The sequence below is a fragment of the Halorubrum alkaliphilum genome (assembly GCF_017873815.1).
In the GTDB taxonomy this organism is placed as follows: domain Archaea; phylum Halobacteriota; class Halobacteria; order Halobacteriales; family Haloferacaceae; genus Halorubrum; species Halorubrum alkaliphilum.
This window is the reverse complement of sequence record NZ_JAGGKQ010000022.1, coordinates 1-15,840: the sequence shown is the minus strand read 5'-3', so window position 1 is coordinate 15,840 and position 15,840 is coordinate 1. Positions and strand designations below refer to the sequence as shown.

Genomic DNA, 15,840 nt, shown 5'->3' with positions numbered 1-15,840 from the left:
ATAAAAATATCGATATCAGAGACCGCTGTCACGACGTGGATAGCGGAGGGAAGCAAACGTGGGAACCCCAGTTCGGAACCGGGTTCTTTTTCGCGGATCGCTCGGATCCCCGCCACATGTCCCGCGTCACGATCGACGACATCGAGGCCGCGCAAGCGCGGTTCGCAGACACTGATGTCGTCCAGTCGACGCCCGTCCAGCGAAGCCGGTCGCTCTCCGAGCAGTGCGGCGCGGAGGTGGTGTTGAAGATGGAACACCTCCAGCGCACCGGCTCGTTCAAACCTCGTGGCGCGTACAACGCGGTTTCGCGGCTCGTCGAGGCCGAGCCGTCGGTCGATCGCGTGGTCGCTGCGAGCGCAGGCAACCACGCGCAGGGGGTCGCGCTCGCGGCGACCGCCGCCGGGATCGACGCGACGATCGTGATGCCGGAGTCCGCGCCGGGCGCAAAAATCGAGGCCACCCGATCGTACGGGGCGGAGGTCGTCCTCCACGGAGCCGTCTTCGCCGAGGCGATGGCCCACGCCCGCACGCTCGTTGACGATCCCCACACGCGGTTTGTCCACGCGTTTGACGACCCCGACGTGGTCGCCGGGCAGGGGACAATCGGACTGGAGGTGCTCGATTCGGCCCCCGCGGTCGACACCGTCCTCGTCCCGGTCGGCGGCGGCGGACTCGCCGGCGGCGTCGCGGCCGCGATCAAGGCGCGTTCGCCGGCTGTCCGGGTGATCGGCGTCCAGACGGAAGGGGCCTCGACGCTCTCCGAGAGCCTCGCCGCCGGCGAGCTCGTGACACGCGAGGAGCCCGACACGATCGCCGACGGGATCGCCACCGGCGGGATGAGCGAACTCACCTTCGAACTGCTCGACGCGCATCTCGACGACGTGGTCGTCGTCAGCGACGACGACGTTGCGAGCGCAATCTTACTCCTGCTCGAACGCGCAAAACAGATGGTCGAAGGAGCGGGCGCGACCGCCGCAGCCGCGCTCCTCAACGACGCGATCGTCGACGACCTCGATCTGGCGGAAGAAACCGTCGTCCCGCTGCTCTGTGGCGGCAACATCGACGTCACGACATTAAAAGAGGTCGTGACACACGCGCTCGTCGATCGCCAACAGCTGATCGAACTGTCCGTCAGGATCGACGACACGCCCGGAACGATGGGCGAGATCGCGACGCTGATCGGCGCGGAGCGCGCGAACATCCGCACCGTTCGTCACGAGCGGAGCCACCCGGACCTGCCAGTAGGTGACGCCGACCTCGTGTTCGAGGTGGAGACGAACGGCCCGGCCCACGTCGACCGTGTCCTGAGTGCGGTACGCGAGGCGGGCTACGCGGTGGAGTGGACGACCGAAATGTAGTACGATGGTCCACGTTGATCTCGACACTACCGTTTTGTGTCGGGGGTCAAAACGGCACGTGATCAATCAAAAAAGAGGCGACGAATGAGTCCGTTTCCTTTGCCGCTACGCAAACCCGACTCCTCGGGGTCTGTGTATAGCGTACCTTCATCGTCGCTCTTCTGACGCTCCATATGCGTTCTAATCACTTGATAGCTAATCAACGTTGGGTTTACTCTCGTCAGCAACGGCGGTACCGAAAAAGAACAGAATGACTACGGTGAATACACTAATAAGTGATAACAACCCGATTATATGCCCGGTGTTCAATCCAGCGAGTGCTAGGATCCCCGTGCCGACGCCGATCGCAAAGAACACCTGACAGATACCGAGGAGATATCCGTTTAGTTCGACGACGCGTTGGTTCTTCGATATCCATCCGGGTAGCTGGTGGAGAAAATCGCTTCGCCAGCCGTGCTCGATGTCATCATTCGCGATCTTCGTTAGATAGGATGCTTTCGGACCGATCAGTTCGTCCGACTCATTGTATACGATGATCCCGAATACAGACGAGAACAGAAATGGGAGAATACTTATAAATAGCACGTTCGAGTTGGGATCTATCTCGCCTATCTCGATCGCCGTAACGCCCGCAACGAGGAGTATTGCGGTGATACGCACCGTTCGTAGCGCTTTGTCGTCGAGATCGTCGATGTCCTCTTTCTGTGCTTTTAAGACCCGAACCCCTTCTCGATAAACGATTTGCTCTCTCTGTGAAGGCCATTCAGGGCGAACATCGCTTTCAGCCGAGTCACTAGTCACGTCCAGAACATGCTTCGGTCTCCGATTTATATATTCGTCCGAGTAACTCTCGCGTACAGGATGCCTCTTCCCGTGACAGTAGTTCCCGTCGTATTATTCGGCCGACAAATAGTCGAACGACGATATCGATCCGATCCTCACCGGAACATCGACAGGATCCGACGATTTAAAACGCTCACCCCGGCAACCACCTCGTAATGAGTCTCGTCGTTACCGACACGTTAGGAGACGAGCGCGTCGAGTTCACGGCCGACGGCGACGTCACGCTGTACGTCTGTGGACTGACGGTGTCGGACGACCCCCACCTCGGACACGCCCGCCTCTGGTTCCACGCCGACGTGCTTCACCGGTGGCTCGCGTACCTCGGCTACGACGTGCGCCACGTCGAGAACGTCACCGACGTCAACGAGAAGATCACGGCCCGCGTCGGGGAGCGCGAGGACTGGACCGGCGAGCGCGACGTGGCCGAGACGTTCACCGCGAGCACCTTCGACGCGATGCGTGGCCTGAACCTGCTGCGCGCGGAGGTGTACCCCCGCGTCACCGAACACGTCCCGGAAATCATTGATCTCGTCGAGACGCTGATCGAGGGGGGGTACGCCTACGAGTCGAACGGCTCCGTCTACTTCGACGTGACCGAGTTCGAGGAGTACGGGAAGCTCTCGAACCAGGACGTCGACGAACTCGAGGCACAGGGCGAGCCGGACGAGCGGTCGGAGAAGCGCAACCCGTCGGACTTCGCGCTCTGGAAGGCCGACGGCGTGAGCGAAACCGCCGCGCGCGAACACGCGAAACACGATCACGGCGAGTCGACTCCGTCGGGCGAGACGTGGGACTCCCCGTGGAGCGAGGGCCGTCCGGGCTGGCACGTCGAGTGTTCGGCGATGTCGACGACGCATCTCGGCGACACCCTCGACATCCACATGGGCGGGCGCGACCTCGTCTTCCCGCACCACGAAAACGAGATCGCACAGTCCGAGGCCGCGACCGGGGGGACGTTCGCGCGCCACTGGCTTCACGTCGGCCTGCTTGCGATGGACGGCGAGAAGATGTCCTCCTCGATCGGCAACTTCTGGACCGTGCCGGACGCCTTAGACGAACTCGGCGTCAACGTGGTTCGGACCTTTTACGCCGGCGCGGCCTACCGCTCCGAGCAGGCGCTCACCGAGGAAACGATCGCGGAGGCGGAGGAGCGCTGGGAGCGGCTCTCGCGCACGTATGACCGCGCCGTCGACGCGCTCGACTCCACCGGAGCCCGCGCGAAGGCGGAGGACGGCCAGTTGCGTGGGGCCGTCGAAACCGCTCGCGACGAGTTCGCGGCCGCGATGAACAACGATCTCAATCTCCGGGAGGCAACCGCGGCGCTCCTCGATCTGACCGACGCGGTGAACTGGCACGTTGACGCGGTCGAAGACGGATCGCTGGAGGCGCACGACTACCGCGGCCTTCGCGAGGCAGTCGAGGCGTTCGAGAGACTCGGCGGCGACGTGCTCGGCCTCCAGTTCGAGTCGCCGAGCGACGGCGACGTTGACCTGGCCGGCGAGCTGGTCGAGCTCGTCTTGGACGTGCGCGAAGCCGAGCGCGAGGCGGGCAACTACGAGCGCGCCGACGAGCTCCGGGACGCGCTTCGTGACGTAGGCGTTGAGATCGAAGATGGTCCAGACGGCGCGACGTACCGATTCGAGTAATAAGGCCATTCGCGTTTCGGTGACGTGGTCGTTGTTGTCGCGGTGTCGATCGTCGAAGTTCTGGTCGCTCGCTTATCAGCGAATCACGATTGACTGGCAGAGACCACCGCCAAAGCCCCAGTCGCTCGGTTATAAACGGTTGTCACCGAATCAGCGGTGAACACTCCCAAAGCCCCAGTCGCGAGGACTCGATGGGCTCGCTGCGGTCCTCGTCTCTCACTCCGTCGCCGGCGGCTCCGCCGCCGGCTGCCAGAGGGACCTTCGGTCCCTCGCTGTTCGCTCCTGCGGTCCTTGCGTCGCCCGTCTTCGTCCTCGCGACTGCCCCTTTGAGTCCCACCCCGCACAGCAACCGCACAGCACCTCACGCCTCCCCAGCCTCGTCGGTCGCCCTCCGCGTTGCTCCGGGCGATCGACTCCCTCGCGGGCTCCGAGCGGCCGCCCGAGGCGGCCGCTCGGAGGCGCGCCACCGCAAATTTATTTATAAAGAAATCTTCTCCGGCCGGCGAGTTTTATACCACGTCGCCGTTGGCGGCCTGTCCAACCCTACTCCAACACGTGCTCCGTGTCGTACGACCCGAGCACCTTCACCCACCCCTTGTCGGCGATCGCCTCGATATCCCCGACGGCTTTCGCCATGTGCTCCTCGTAGAGCCCGGCGTCGACGTCGAAGTGGAAGAGGTAGTCGCCGAGGCGCTCGCCGCTCGGCCGGGACTCGATCCGCGAGAGGTTGAGGTTGCGGTCGGCGAAGGCCTCCAGCAGCTCCAAGAGGAGTCCGGGGTAGTTCGCGTTCGGGTAGACGATCAGCGTCGTTTTGCCGCCGGCATCCGAGCGCGCGGACGCGGGCGCGACGACGAGAAAGCGCGTCGCGTTCGAGGTCCGGTCTTGGATGTCCTCGGCGAGGATCGTCAGGTCGTCGCCGGCGTTGTCGGGGTGGCCGATCCCGGCGATACGGGCGTCCTCGCGGGCGCGCTCGACGCCCCGAGCCGTGGACGCGACGGCTTCGAGTCCCGCGGACGGATAGTTGGCCTCCAGCCAGTTTCGACACTGCGCGAGCGCCTGCGAGTGGCTGGCGACGACCTCGAACTCCGGTCCCTGCGCGAGCAGCGCGTGACGGATCGGGGTGACGACCTCTCGCGTCACGGCGACGTCGTGGTCAGCGAGCGCGTCGAGACTCTCCGTGACGGAGCCCTCGATGCTGTTCTCGATGGGGACGACCCCGCGCTCGAACTCGCCGGCCTCGACGGCGTCGACGATGGCGGTGACCGACTCGCGGAACGACACCTCGGCGGCGACGGCCCGCGCCGCACGGTGTGAGTACGTGCCGGCGGGACCGAGGGTGACGGCGTTCATCGACTCGGCGTACACGGGGGGACGCGAAAAGGGTGGCGGGGCTTTTGTAAGGGTGGCGTGGTTCTTGTAAGGGTGGCGTGGCTCTCGTGACCGTTTCAGGCGACCGGGGTCCGCTCGACGACGGTCCCGTTCACGGTCGGGTACTGTTCGACGATCTCACCGTCATCGAGGTCGCCGTCCTCCACCATCTCCTCTAGGAGCCACCACGCGACCTCGACGTGGTCCGATTTCACGGTGTAGAATTCCTCGGGAACGCCGAGCGCCTCGAACCGTTCCGGCGGCGCGAACGCCTTGCCGTAAACGAGGGTGCCGTCATCGGTCACCTCGTCGAACTCCCGGCGGATGTTCTTCGCCATCCGCTTCAGGCGGTTGCGGTGTTGGGCGGCGTCCTTAAACACCGACGTACAGAAGTACACCTTCTCGTGGGAAGCCATCTCCTCGACGATGGCGGCGTCCTTCGACCCCTCGACGGCGGACATGTGGCCCTCCTGAAGCTCGAAGCCCTCCTCCTGCATGCGGCGGTAGTTACCGTCGCTCATCTCGAACTCGTTGACGTTACAGAACTCGGCGGCCCCCTCGTCGAGGAACTCGAGGAACTCCGTCTCCGCGCGGATGCCGGGGATCTCGAAGGCGGGAGTGAGCCCTTCCTCGCGGGCGATGTACAGTATCTCCTCCCACTCGGTCCCGTGCATGTCTCCCCATAGCTCCAGCGGCGGGTGGAAGCGTATCTCGTCGAGGCCGGCCTCCGAGAGCCGGCGCATGTTCTCGCGGCCGCCGGGGATCCCGGTGTACAGGTGCGTGTGGTGGTCCTCCCCGAACTCGTCTTTGAGCAGTTCGAGGTATCGGCACGTCTTCGCCATCGCCTCCTGTGGCTCGCCGCCGGTGATCGAGGTACCGAGCGCGCTCATTCGCTTGGCCTCCGCGATCACGTCCTCGTCGGACTCCACTTTCCGCTCGTTGGCGTACACGTCGGTGACGTTCTTCCGGTTCTCCCCGAGAGGGCAGTAGAAGCAGTCCCGCTGGTCACAGTAGCCGTAGACGAACAGCACCATCTTGCCGCCCTTGGCGCACTGTTCACAGCCCTTGGAGATCATCTACGGTACGTTCGGCGTCCGGCCTCAAAAAGCGTCCGAACTCTCGTCCTCCGGGATACAGGTTATCACACCGAGCACAAAGTATGTAGCGCTCGCGACGCGACCGCCGGTATGACCCGACGATCGAACGCCAACACGAACCTCGATACGACGACGGCCGATCCGTCGACCAACGACACGAGCAGCGACGCGATTACTCGCCGTCGAGCGCTCGCAGTCGGCGGCGGAGTTGGTGCTGCCACCCTGGCTGGCTGTACCGCCCTCGACGTGTTCACCGGTGACGAGCCGACGGAGTTCGTTGCGGGTACGGCGACCGTCTCGGACGAGACGCTCTCGGAGACGGGGTACGAGCTCAACGAGGTCACGAGCGAGACGGTCTCCGAGGAGTTTGAGGTCGCCGGATCGACCCAGGAAGTCCGCGTGACGAACCGCGTGGCCGAGTACGACCGCGCGGTCGAGCTGTTCGGCGAGCGCTACCAAGCGGCGGTGTTCGCCGCGCTCGCGACCCCGCGGGTCGAGGTGTTGGGGCAGGCGTTCAACCCCATCGCGGACCTCGACAACGAGGAGCGCGCGGAGCTGGTCTTGACCCGTTATGACGAGGTCGACGACCTCGAACGCGGTTCCGAGTACACCACCTCGATGCTCGACGCCGAAGTTGACGTGGTCGTCTACACCGCGGAGGGGGAGATCGCGGGAACGAGCCTCGACGTCGACATCGAGTTACACGTCGGCGAGCCGGTGGAAGTGGGCGACGACTTCGTCGTCCCGCTGGCGGCCTACCCGGAGGAGTTCGGCGACGGGGAGACCGTCAGAACGATGATAAACGGGATCGAGTACACCGAAGAGTAGTCCTCCGGCGAACGTCCCTCGCCGGTCGACCCCGACGGGGAGCCGAAAACATATGCCGGCCCCTCGCATACGTCCGATCGATGCTGCTCGTCCTCTGTGTCGACCTCGACGACGACCTCGGCCGCAAGACGGGGATCCCGACCCCCGTGATCGGGGCCGACGATGTCACCGAGGCCGCGGTCGCGCTCGCGACCGCTGACCCGGAGGACTCCGACGTCAACGTGCTGTTTCAGGGCGTGACGGTTCACGACGAGTTGGCCGCGGCGGGCGAGGCGGTCGAGGTCGCCGCCGTGACCGGCGTCGAGGGATCGGATATCAAGGCGAACCGCGCGGTCGGTGCGGAGATCGACCGCGTCCTCGCCGAGCTCTCCACCGGCGAGGAGATATCCGCCATCGTGATCACCGACGGCGCACAGGACGAGTCCGTTCTCCCCGTGATCCGCTCGCGGATGCCGATCGACGGCGTGCGTCGCGTCGTCGTCAGGCAGGCACAGGACCTCGAATCGATGTACTACACGATCAAGCAGGTGCTCGCGGATCCCGAGACCCGCGGAACGATACTCGTTCCGCTGGGGATCCTGCTTCTCATCTATCCCCTCGTCGTCGTCGCGAACCTCTTCGACGTCGCCGGCGCGGCCGTCCTCGGGATCATCTCCGGGGCGGTCGGCCTCTACTCGCTGTTCCGCGGGCTCGGACTAGAGGAGACGGTCGATGGAGCCGCCGAAAGCGTCCGAAACGTCCTCTACGCCGGACGAGTGACGCTCATCACCTACGTCGTCGCGCTCGCGCTCCTCGTCGTCGGCGTGGTTCAGGGTACCGACACCATCGACGCGGTCCGCGGCGTCCATGACGGGGCGCTGCCGACCGGAGCGACGCTGGCCGCGTTCGTCCACGGGTTCGTCCAGTGGCTCGCGGTCGCCGGGGTCACCTCCAGTCTCGGTCAGATCACGGACGAGTACCTCGCCGGGCGGTTCCGGTGGCGGTACCTCAACGCGCCGTTTTACGTCGTCGCCATCGCGATCGTGTTGTACGCGGTGTCCGGGTTCTTCCTCCCGGCAGCACCGGGCGTCACGCCGCTGGAACTCGGGGATCTGGCGCTGGCGCTGGCGGCCGGAACGCTCATCGGCGTGTTGAGCACGCTCGCCTTCGCGATCGCTGAGTCCCAGATCCCGTCGGCGGATCCGGCGTGAGACGGACGCGGCGTGAGAGCGGTCGGACATGCGACGGGCTCGGCGTGAGACGGACCCGACAGAAGAGGGATCGAGTCGAGCGTGTGGTTTCAGTCTATCGCGGCGTCCACTCGTCGCAGGCGTCCATGTCGTCCATCAACTCGTCGTAGTGGCCACAGTACGGGCGCATTCCGTCATCGGTCCGGACGTAATCGAACTCCGCGCAGTTCCCGCAGTAGGTGTCGCCGGGACCGTCGCGGGCGGCCGCGGTCTCGTCCGTGCCCGGCGTGGACGGACCCGATCCGGCCGGTCCAGACCGGGACGGCCCGGAGGGGATCGTGTCGGGCCCCGAGGGCTCATCGGACCCGCGCTCGTCGATCGGGGAGGTGATCTCCGCCGTCGCCGTGTCGCCGCCGTCGCTGACGCCGGGCGGACCGGTCCCGACGCGGCTTCCTGTGTTCCGTCCGTCCGTGTTCCGTCCGGTCGCGGACGGCCCGCTCACGCTGGCCCCGTTGGCGGTCGGCGACGGCGCGTCCTCGCCCGAACGGTTCGTCTGCGTCTCGACATCCCCGTTCGGGGTACTGCCGAGGAGACCGACGCCGCCGCGGCTCCCGATCTGATCGCGCTCGACCTCGATGATCTTCGTCTCGCCCTTGTGAGTCACCTCCATCGTCACCGTGCCACCGGGGTCGTTGCGCGTCTTGAAGTTGGCGACGCCGACGAACACGCACCACATCGTCGTCGCGGCCCCCAGAAAGTAGATCCCGGCCGTCGGGAGCGTGAGGTCCACGAGCTCCGGGCTCGGACCGTTCACCCAGTGGTGTGGATACGCCTGTGAGAACACCGCCACGCCGAGTGCCATGATCGCCGCGCCGACGATCGCCGCTGCGCGCGTTCGGCGGTCGACCGGCAGGACGGTCATCACGCCGAGCAACAACAGCGGGACGCCGAGACCGCCGAGGATCCCGCCGAGTCGACGCGCGGCACCGGAGCTGTAGCCGCTCGGAACGAGTACCTCCGCGGCAGCGAGGATCCCCGCGACGAGAAACAGCGCCCCGCCGACGAACAGCCCCGCACCGATCGACAGCCGGCGTGGGTCGACCTCGGAGCGTCCCGTCCCCCCGTACGTCTCCGAGAGACTAGTCATGTCGTCTCCTTCGTGTCCCTCCCTGAAAACAGTACGTCAGACGTTCGCGCGCGACGGGGGTGATCGGGTCTCGTTCACGACCGCCGATCGCGACCCGTTCGTTTCAGATCAGCGCGTCGACGTCGGCGTGGGCGGTGAGCAGGTCAGCCATGTGGTCGACCGTCCGCCGATCTCGGGTTCGGCCGCCGCTTATGATCCCCTCGACGCGGTCGAGCGCGGTGACCGTGTCCGTGTTCACCGCGATAACGGCCTTCCCGGCCTCGGCGGCCTTGCCGAGCACCGCGCCCGACGGTCGGTGTCCGCCCGTCAGGACGAGACACTTCACGCCGGAGGCCTCGAGCGCGGCCGTCTGGACGTCGGCACGGTCTCCGCCAGTAATGACGACGGCGTCGCGGGCGCGACGGAAGTGACGGAGCGCCTCGTCGCCGCCCATCGCGCCGACGAGGAAGCGCTCGACGAACGCGTCGGTCGGCGCGTCCGTCAGCAGGTCCGCACCGAGTTCGTCGGCCAGATCGCCGACTGTGACGCCGGCGAGCTCCTTCTCGTGTGGGAGCGCCCCGAACACGGGGATCCCGGACGATTCGAGGAACGGGATCCCGTCCTGATCCAGCGAGTCGAACGCGGCGTCCGACACTTTGTTGAACACGACGCCGGCGAGACGGTCGCCGAACGCATCGGCGGCCGCGAGCACGTCGTCGAGGTCGCCCGCCGTCTCGTAGTCGGCCACGAGGACGACGCGAGCGTCGAGCAGTTCGGCCACATCCACGTCGGTCAGATCGACGACCCCGCCGGTGGTCCAGTCTCCGCCCCCTTCAACGAACATGTGGTCGCGGTCGGCGGCGAGCGCGTCGAACTCCTCGCGCACCCGGTCGTGGAGCGTCTCGACGTCCTCGGTGCCGCGGATCGCGCCCTCGATGAACGTCGGTGAGTAGACGACGGGCTCCATCTGGTGTATCTCGGCGTCGAGCCCGAGCGTCTCGCGGGCGAGCATCGGGTCCTGGTCGAGCGTCTTGCCGACGTTCGACTGGAGCCGGGTGCCCTTGGGTTTCATGTAGCCGACGCTCCCGCCGCGGTCGGCGGCGAGCCGCGCGAGCGCGATGGTGATCGCTGTCTTTCCGGCCCCTTCTCCGGTCGCGGTGACGAGTGTGGTGGTGTCTGTCATTGGTCGAGTTCCTCTGGGTCGACGGTGAGTCGGACGTCGACGGCGGCGGCGTTCGCCCCGTCGGCGTCGGGCAGTGCGACGAGCGGGTTGATGTCGAGTTCCATGATCGCGGGGAAGTCGGTGACGAGCTGTGAGAGCCGGCCGATCGTGCCGATGACCGCGTCGATATCGACCGGATCACGTCCACGGGCGCCCCGTAACAGCGGTGCCGACTGGATCTCCTCGGTCATCTCACGGGCCTCGGGCTCGGAGACGGGAGCGACGCGGAAGGTGGTGTCCTCCATCACCTCCACGAAGATCCCGCCGAGCCCGAACATCAGGAGCGGCCCGAACTGCGGGTCGCGATTCATGCCGACGATCGTCTCGACGCCGGCGTCGAGATCGACCATCTCCTGCACCTGTACGCCGAGGATCGTCGCGTCCGGCTGGTAGTTGCGTGCGCGCGTGATGAGATCCTCGTAGGTGTCGGCGACGTCCGAATCGTCGATGTCGACGGCGACGCCACCGATGTCGGATTTATGTAGGATGTCCGGCGAGACGATCTTCATCACGACGCCACCGTCGATGCCGGCTGCGACCTCGGCCGCACGTGCCGGGGAATCGACAATCTCGCCGGCAGGCGTCGGGATGCCGTACGCGTCGAGTAGCTCCATCGCCTCGACGCCGAGGCGATTGTCGTCGCGGTCGCGGACCGACGAGAGGATCTCGTGGGCGCGCTCGCGGTCGATGTCGAACGACATCGGTTCGGCGTACTCGCGCGCCTTGATGTCGCGATACTCCGCGAGCGTCGCGAGGCTCTCGATCCCGCGTGCGGGGTCGAAGTAACAGGGGATCCCTCTCGCCTGCAGCCGCTGTTTCGGCTCCCGAGTCCTGTCGCCGCCCATCAGACAGGCGGCGACGGGAGCGTCCATCTCCTCGCTCACGTCGAGGATCGCGTCGGCGAGTTCGTCGAAGTCGATCGTCGCGGTCGGCGCGGCAAGGACGAGCGCGGCTCCGACCCCGTCGTCCTCGACGGTGATCTCCAACGCCTCGCGGAACCGTTCGACATCGGCGTCGCCGATCACGTCGACGGGATTGTGGATGTTCGCCTCGTCGGGCATCGACTCGCGGAGCGCCGCCGTCGTGTCGTCGTCGAACGACGCCATGTCGAGACCCGTGTCGCCGACCGCGTCGGTCGCCATCACGCCCGGGCCGCCGGCGTTCGTGACGATGGCGACGCTGTCGGTGTCGGGTAGCGGCTGGCTGCCGAGGATGCCGGCGGCGTCGAACAGTTCGTCGACGGACTCCGCGCGGATGACGCCGGCCTGATCGAGCCCCGCCTCGTACGCCTTCTCGGAGCCGGCGAGCGTGCCGGTGTGTGAAGAGGCGGCCTGTGCGCCCGCGCTCGTGCGCCCGGACTTCACGGCCACGATCGGGGTGTCCTGCGCGGTTTCGCGGGCGGTCTCGATGAACTCACGGCCGTCCTCGATCCCTTCGAGGTAGCCGATGATCACGTCGGTCTCCTCGTCGTCGCCCCAGTGGTCGACGAAGTCGGTCTCGTCGAGGACCGCCTTGTTACCGAGCGACACGACGTCTTTGAACCCGACGCCGTTGTCGTTGGCCCAGTCGAGCACCGCCGTGACGAACGCCCCCGACTGACTCATAAAGGAGAGTCCGCCGGGGAGCGCGTTCTCGGGGCCGAAGGTGGCGTTCATGCCGGACGGCGTCGACATGATCCCGAGGCTGTTGGGGCCGACGAGGTTCAGCTCGTACTCGTCGGCTATCTCCGCAAGGCGATGCTCGCGGGTCGCGCCGTCCTCGCCCGTCTCGCCGAACCCCGCGGTGATCACGACGACGTTGCGGACGCCCGCCTCCCCGCACGCCTCGATCGCGTCCAACACGATCGAGGGGGGGACGACGATCACGGCGACGTCGGCGTCTGCGTCGTCGATCCCATCGACACACGGGAGACCGAGCACCTCGTCGTAGTTCGGGTTGACGGGCACCGTGTCGCCGTCGAAGTCCTCGAGGAGGTTCGACGTGACGGCACGGCCGACCGCGCCCTCGCGAGTCGTTGCGCCGACGACCGCGACCCGATCCGGGTCGAACAGCTCGTTGAGCGTACCCATCGTTCTCCACCTACGTCGACCAGCGGTTTAATAGCCCTGAAACGCCCGTGAGCGCACGATACGATCACGAACGATCGATCGGATGACGGACGGATCGGTGGCGTGGTTTCGTCGAGCGACGTGAATCCCGTCGTGAACGAACCAGATGAGAACTCCTCTTTGCGCGACTCCGGGAGTAGGTCTCCTACCGTATTGTGTTGGTTGCTTATAACTGATGGAGTGGTGTTGCTGGTCAGGTGAAATTACCGGACGAGGCGTTCGGTTTTGCTCATACGCACTCCGTCGTCGAGCGCTTCCCTCACTAACTCGGCTCGATCCCCGAACCTCACGAACTTTTAAGTCAGTCGGTCGGCTTAGTATATAAATGCGATGACACGGCCAACCCGGCAACGGGATCACGACCGGCAGCGCACGCGGGACGAGGACGAGGACGGGACCGGATCCGGGGGTGACGAGCTAGCGGAGTTGGATATCGACGATCTGGACGCCGAGGAGCTGGACGCCGAGGACCTCGATCCGGCGGAGCTCACCCGGACGGCCGACGGCGAACTGATACACGAGGAGACCGGGCTCATCATCGAGGAGGAACAGATCGATCCCGGTCCGGAGTGGCGCGCGTTCAACCACTCCGAGCGGCAGTCGAAGTCCCGCGTCGGCGCGCCGACGACGAAGACGATGCACGACAAGGGGCTGACGACGACGATCGACTGGAAGGACAAGGACGCCTACGGGCGCTCGATATCGTCGAAGAAGCGCTCGCAGATGCATCGATTGCGGAAATGGCAGGAGCGGATCCGGACGAAAGACGCGGGCGAGCGGAACCTCCAGTTCGCGCTCTCGGAGATTGACCGCATGGCGAGCGCGCTGGGCGTCCCCCGATCAGTGCGGGAGGTCGCCTCCGTCATTTATCGACGCGCACTCTCTGAAGACCTGATCCGGGGACGCTCGATCGAGGGCGTCTCCACCGCCGCCCTGTACGCCGCCTGTCGCAAAGAAGGGATCCCCCGGTCTTTAGAGGAGATATCCGACGTCTCGCGGGTCGAACGCAAGGAGATCGGCCGCACGTACCGCTACATCTCACAGGAGCTCGGCCTGGAGATGCGACCGGTGGACCCGAAGAAGTACGTCCCCCGGTTCTCCTCGGAACTCGACCTGAGCGAGGAGGTACAGGGGAAAGCCAACGAGATCATCGAGACCACTGCCGAGAAGGGGCTGCTCTCGGGAAAGTCCCCGACCGGCTACGCGGCGGCCGCGATCTACGCCGCCTCCCTGCTCTGTAACGAGAAGAAGACCCAACGCGAGGTCGCCGATGTCGCGCAGGTGACCGAAGTCACCATCCGCAACCGGTATCAGGAACAGATCGAGGCGATGGGCATTCACGCGTAGCTCGGCCCGCGCGCCGTTCCGGCCTCCTCGTTTTTTCTCACTCCGACCCCACGAGCAACGTTCAAGCCGCGCCGCCGCCAACGACCGATCGAATGCGGCTCGACGAGTACCTGGCGTTCGAGGCGAACGAGCGCGCCGAGCGACGGCGACTCGCCCGCGAGAAGGACTACGGGATCCTCGACCACCTCGACTCCTTCGAGCAGCGCTTCGAGGCGGAGGTGTCCGACGACGCGGTCGTCGGCAGCGTCTCGCCGTCGATCTTTGTCGGTCGCTCGAACTACCCGAGCGTCTCGACCGGGTTGCTCTCCCCGGTCGGGCGCGAGGACCGTGCTGCTGCCTTCCGAACATCGGCTGCGTGGTACGACGAGGGCGTCTCCATCGGCGACGTGTTTGAACGCCGAACGAGCCTGCTGAACGCGAACCGCGGAATCGACGTGAACGACGTCGGCGCGCGGGGCGGAGCCGGGGTCCACGACGCGTGGGACGGGTGGCTCGGCGTCCAACGCGAGGTCGCAATTGCGGACCGCCCGGTCGATGTCGAGATCGGCTTAGACGGGCGGCCGGACCTCGACTTCGAGGTCGGCGTCGAGGACGTAAAGACGCCCACTGGCCCTCGGGCATCGGCTCGGACCGCAGCGCTTGGTGAGAACCCGCACGTGCCGCGGCCGGTGAAGAAGACGCTGGAGGACGACGACTGGCGCGCGGAGGGGGCGATGACCTACCTCTACCGGCGCGGGTTCGACGTGTACGAGATCAACACGATCCTCTCCGCGGGCGCGCTCGGACGCGGGGCGAACCGCCGACTCGTTCCCACGCGGTGGTCGATTACCGCCGTCGACGACACGGTCGGACAGTTCCTCCGGGGGTCGATCCGGTCGAACCCGACGATAGACGCCATCGAAGTCCATCGTAACGAGTACCTCGGCAACGCCTTCTGGGTCGTCCTCGTCCCCGGAAACTGGGAGTACGAGCTGGTGGAGCTGAAAGCGCCGGGCTCGATCTGGAACCCGGATCCCGAAGCCGGCACCTACCTCGCGGCTGCGAGCGAGGGGCGGGAGGGGCGCACCGGCTACGTCGAAGAGACGGCGGGCGCGTACTACGCCGCGCGGCTGGGCGTGCTGGAACACCTCGATGACCGCGGGCGACAGGCGAAGGCGCTCGTCTGCCGACACGTCTCCGACGACTACTGGGGGCCCGTCGGCGTCTGGCAGGTACGCGAGGCCGTCCGAAACGCCTTTTCAGACGAGCACGGCACCGCCGAGACATTCGGCGAGGCGGTACGGGGCGTCGCCGATCACCTCCCGATATCGCTCGGTCGCCTCCGGCGGAAGTCGACGATGGCGGCCGGTCTACAGGCGAACCTCGCCGAGTTCTCGTAAGCGGGACCACTGTATTGTTTATATACGTTGCTTGAGGGGCGAAACGTTCGTTTATATACTCTCGCGTGAGCGATCTCGGGAGTGGGTATATCAGATCGCCGGCGACGAGATCGCATTTAATACAACTGCGAGCGGCTGGGACGATTACTTATAAAGAACGATGCGGCCGGCGCGCCCCGGTGAGCGCCGCGCTGCGGCGCTCACCGACGGTGCGAGGGAGTCGCGGGGGGGGGGCCCCCCCCCCCCCGCGGGGGGGGGGGGGGGGGGGCGGGCCCCCCCCCCCCCCCCCCCCCCAAAAAAAAAGAGAGGTGGGGGGTTATAGAAGATATAACCATCGACGGTGAATTAT

Annotated in this window: 12 protein-coding genes; 6 read left to right on the top strand and 6 right to left on the bottom strand. The window is 65.9% G+C overall.

All coding sequences use genetic code 11. The features are described 5' to 3' along the window. The first annotated feature begins 116 nt into the window (after positions 1–116). Positions 117–1,358 carry a threonine ammonia-lyase gene (gene ilvA, locus J2751_RS12175; protein ID WP_209486371.1) on the top strand — a complete coding sequence of 414 codons (1,242 nt, stop codon included), beginning with the start codon at positions 117–119 and terminating at the stop codon, positions 1,356–1,358. A 195-nt stretch (positions 1,359–1,553) separates the two neighbouring features. Here ilvA and J2751_RS12170 read toward each other — a convergent pair whose 3' ends face one another. After that, a complete protein-coding gene (locus tag J2751_RS12170) occupies positions 1,554–2,159 on the bottom strand; it encodes a hypothetical protein (protein WP_209486369.1) in 606 nt (201 codons plus the stop codon). A gap of 197 nt (positions 2,160–2,356) precedes the next feature. Here J2751_RS12170 and cysS point away from each other — a divergent pair, with 197 nt between their 5' ends. After that, a complete protein-coding gene (gene cysS, locus J2751_RS12165; protein WP_209486367.1) occupies positions 2,357–3,847 on the top strand; it encodes a cysteine--tRNA ligase in 1,491 nt (496 codons plus the stop codon). A gap of 543 nt (positions 3,848–4,390) precedes the next feature. Here cysS and pheA read toward each other — a convergent pair. Both pheA and J2751_RS12155 read right to left on the bottom strand, forming a co-directional pair. Further along, positions 4,391–5,197 (bottom strand): prephenate dehydratase, encoded by an 807-nt coding sequence (pheA, locus tag J2751_RS12160; protein WP_209486365.1) that lies wholly within the window; start codon positions 5,195–5,197, stop codon positions 4,391–4,393. A 95-nt stretch (positions 5,198–5,292) separates the two neighbouring features. After that, positions 5,293–6,291 carry a radical SAM protein gene (locus J2751_RS12155; RefSeq protein ID WP_209486363.1) on the bottom strand — a complete coding sequence of 333 codons (999 nt, stop codon included), beginning with the start codon at positions 6,289–6,291 and terminating at the stop codon, positions 5,293–5,295. A gap of 111 nt (positions 6,292–6,402) precedes the next feature. Here J2751_RS12155 and J2751_RS12150 point away from each other — a divergent pair, with 111 nt between their 5' ends. Next, positions 6,403–7,140 carry a DUF6517 family protein gene (locus J2751_RS12150; protein WP_209486361.1) on the top strand — a complete coding sequence of 246 codons (738 nt, stop codon included), beginning with the start codon at positions 6,403–6,405 and terminating at the stop codon, positions 7,138–7,140. 80 nt (positions 7,141–7,220) lie between these two features. Next, the gene (locus tag J2751_RS12145) at positions 7,221–8,330 is read left to right on the top strand and encodes a DUF373 family protein (protein WP_209486359.1); all 1,110 of its coding nucleotides are present in this window, start codon (positions 7,221–7,223) and stop codon (positions 8,328–8,330) included. A gap of 94 nt (positions 8,331–8,424) precedes the next feature. Here the strand turns inward: J2751_RS12145 and J2751_RS12140 are convergent, their stop codons facing one another. The 3 genes from J2751_RS12140 to J2751_RS12130 all read right to left on the bottom strand — a co-directional run bounded on the left by J2751_RS12140 (position 8,425) and on the right by J2751_RS12130 (position 12,726). Next, positions 8,425–9,456, bottom strand: coding sequence for a DUF7139 domain-containing protein (locus J2751_RS12140; RefSeq protein WP_209486357.1), 1,032 nt, complete (start codon positions 9,454–9,456; stop codon positions 8,425–8,427). A gap of 103 nt (positions 9,457–9,559) precedes the next feature. After that, positions 9,560–10,618, bottom strand: coding sequence for a phosphotransacetylase family protein (locus J2751_RS12135; RefSeq protein WP_209486355.1), 1,059 nt, complete (start codon positions 10,616–10,618; stop codon positions 9,560–9,562). Continuing rightward, the gene (locus tag J2751_RS12130; protein ID WP_209486354.1) at positions 10,615–12,726 is read right to left on the bottom strand and encodes an acetate--CoA ligase family protein; all 2,112 of its coding nucleotides are present in this window, start codon (positions 12,724–12,726) and stop codon (positions 10,615–10,617) included. The genes J2751_RS12135 and J2751_RS12130 overlap by 4 nt, the downstream gene beginning before the upstream one ends. 369 nt (positions 12,727–13,095) lie before the next feature. Between J2751_RS12130 and J2751_RS12125 the strand changes: the two genes are divergently transcribed. Then, the gene (locus J2751_RS12125) at positions 13,096–14,112 is read left to right on the top strand and encodes a transcription initiation factor IIB (protein WP_209486353.1); all 1,017 of its coding nucleotides are present in this window, start codon (positions 13,096–13,098) and stop codon (positions 14,110–14,112) included. 92 nt (positions 14,113–14,204) lie between these two features. Next, a complete protein-coding gene (gene nreA / locus J2751_RS12120; RefSeq protein ID WP_209486352.1) occupies positions 14,205–15,491 on the top strand; it encodes a DNA repair protein NreA in 1,287 nt (428 codons plus the stop codon). The last annotated feature ends 349 nt before the right edge of the window (positions 15,492–15,840 follow it).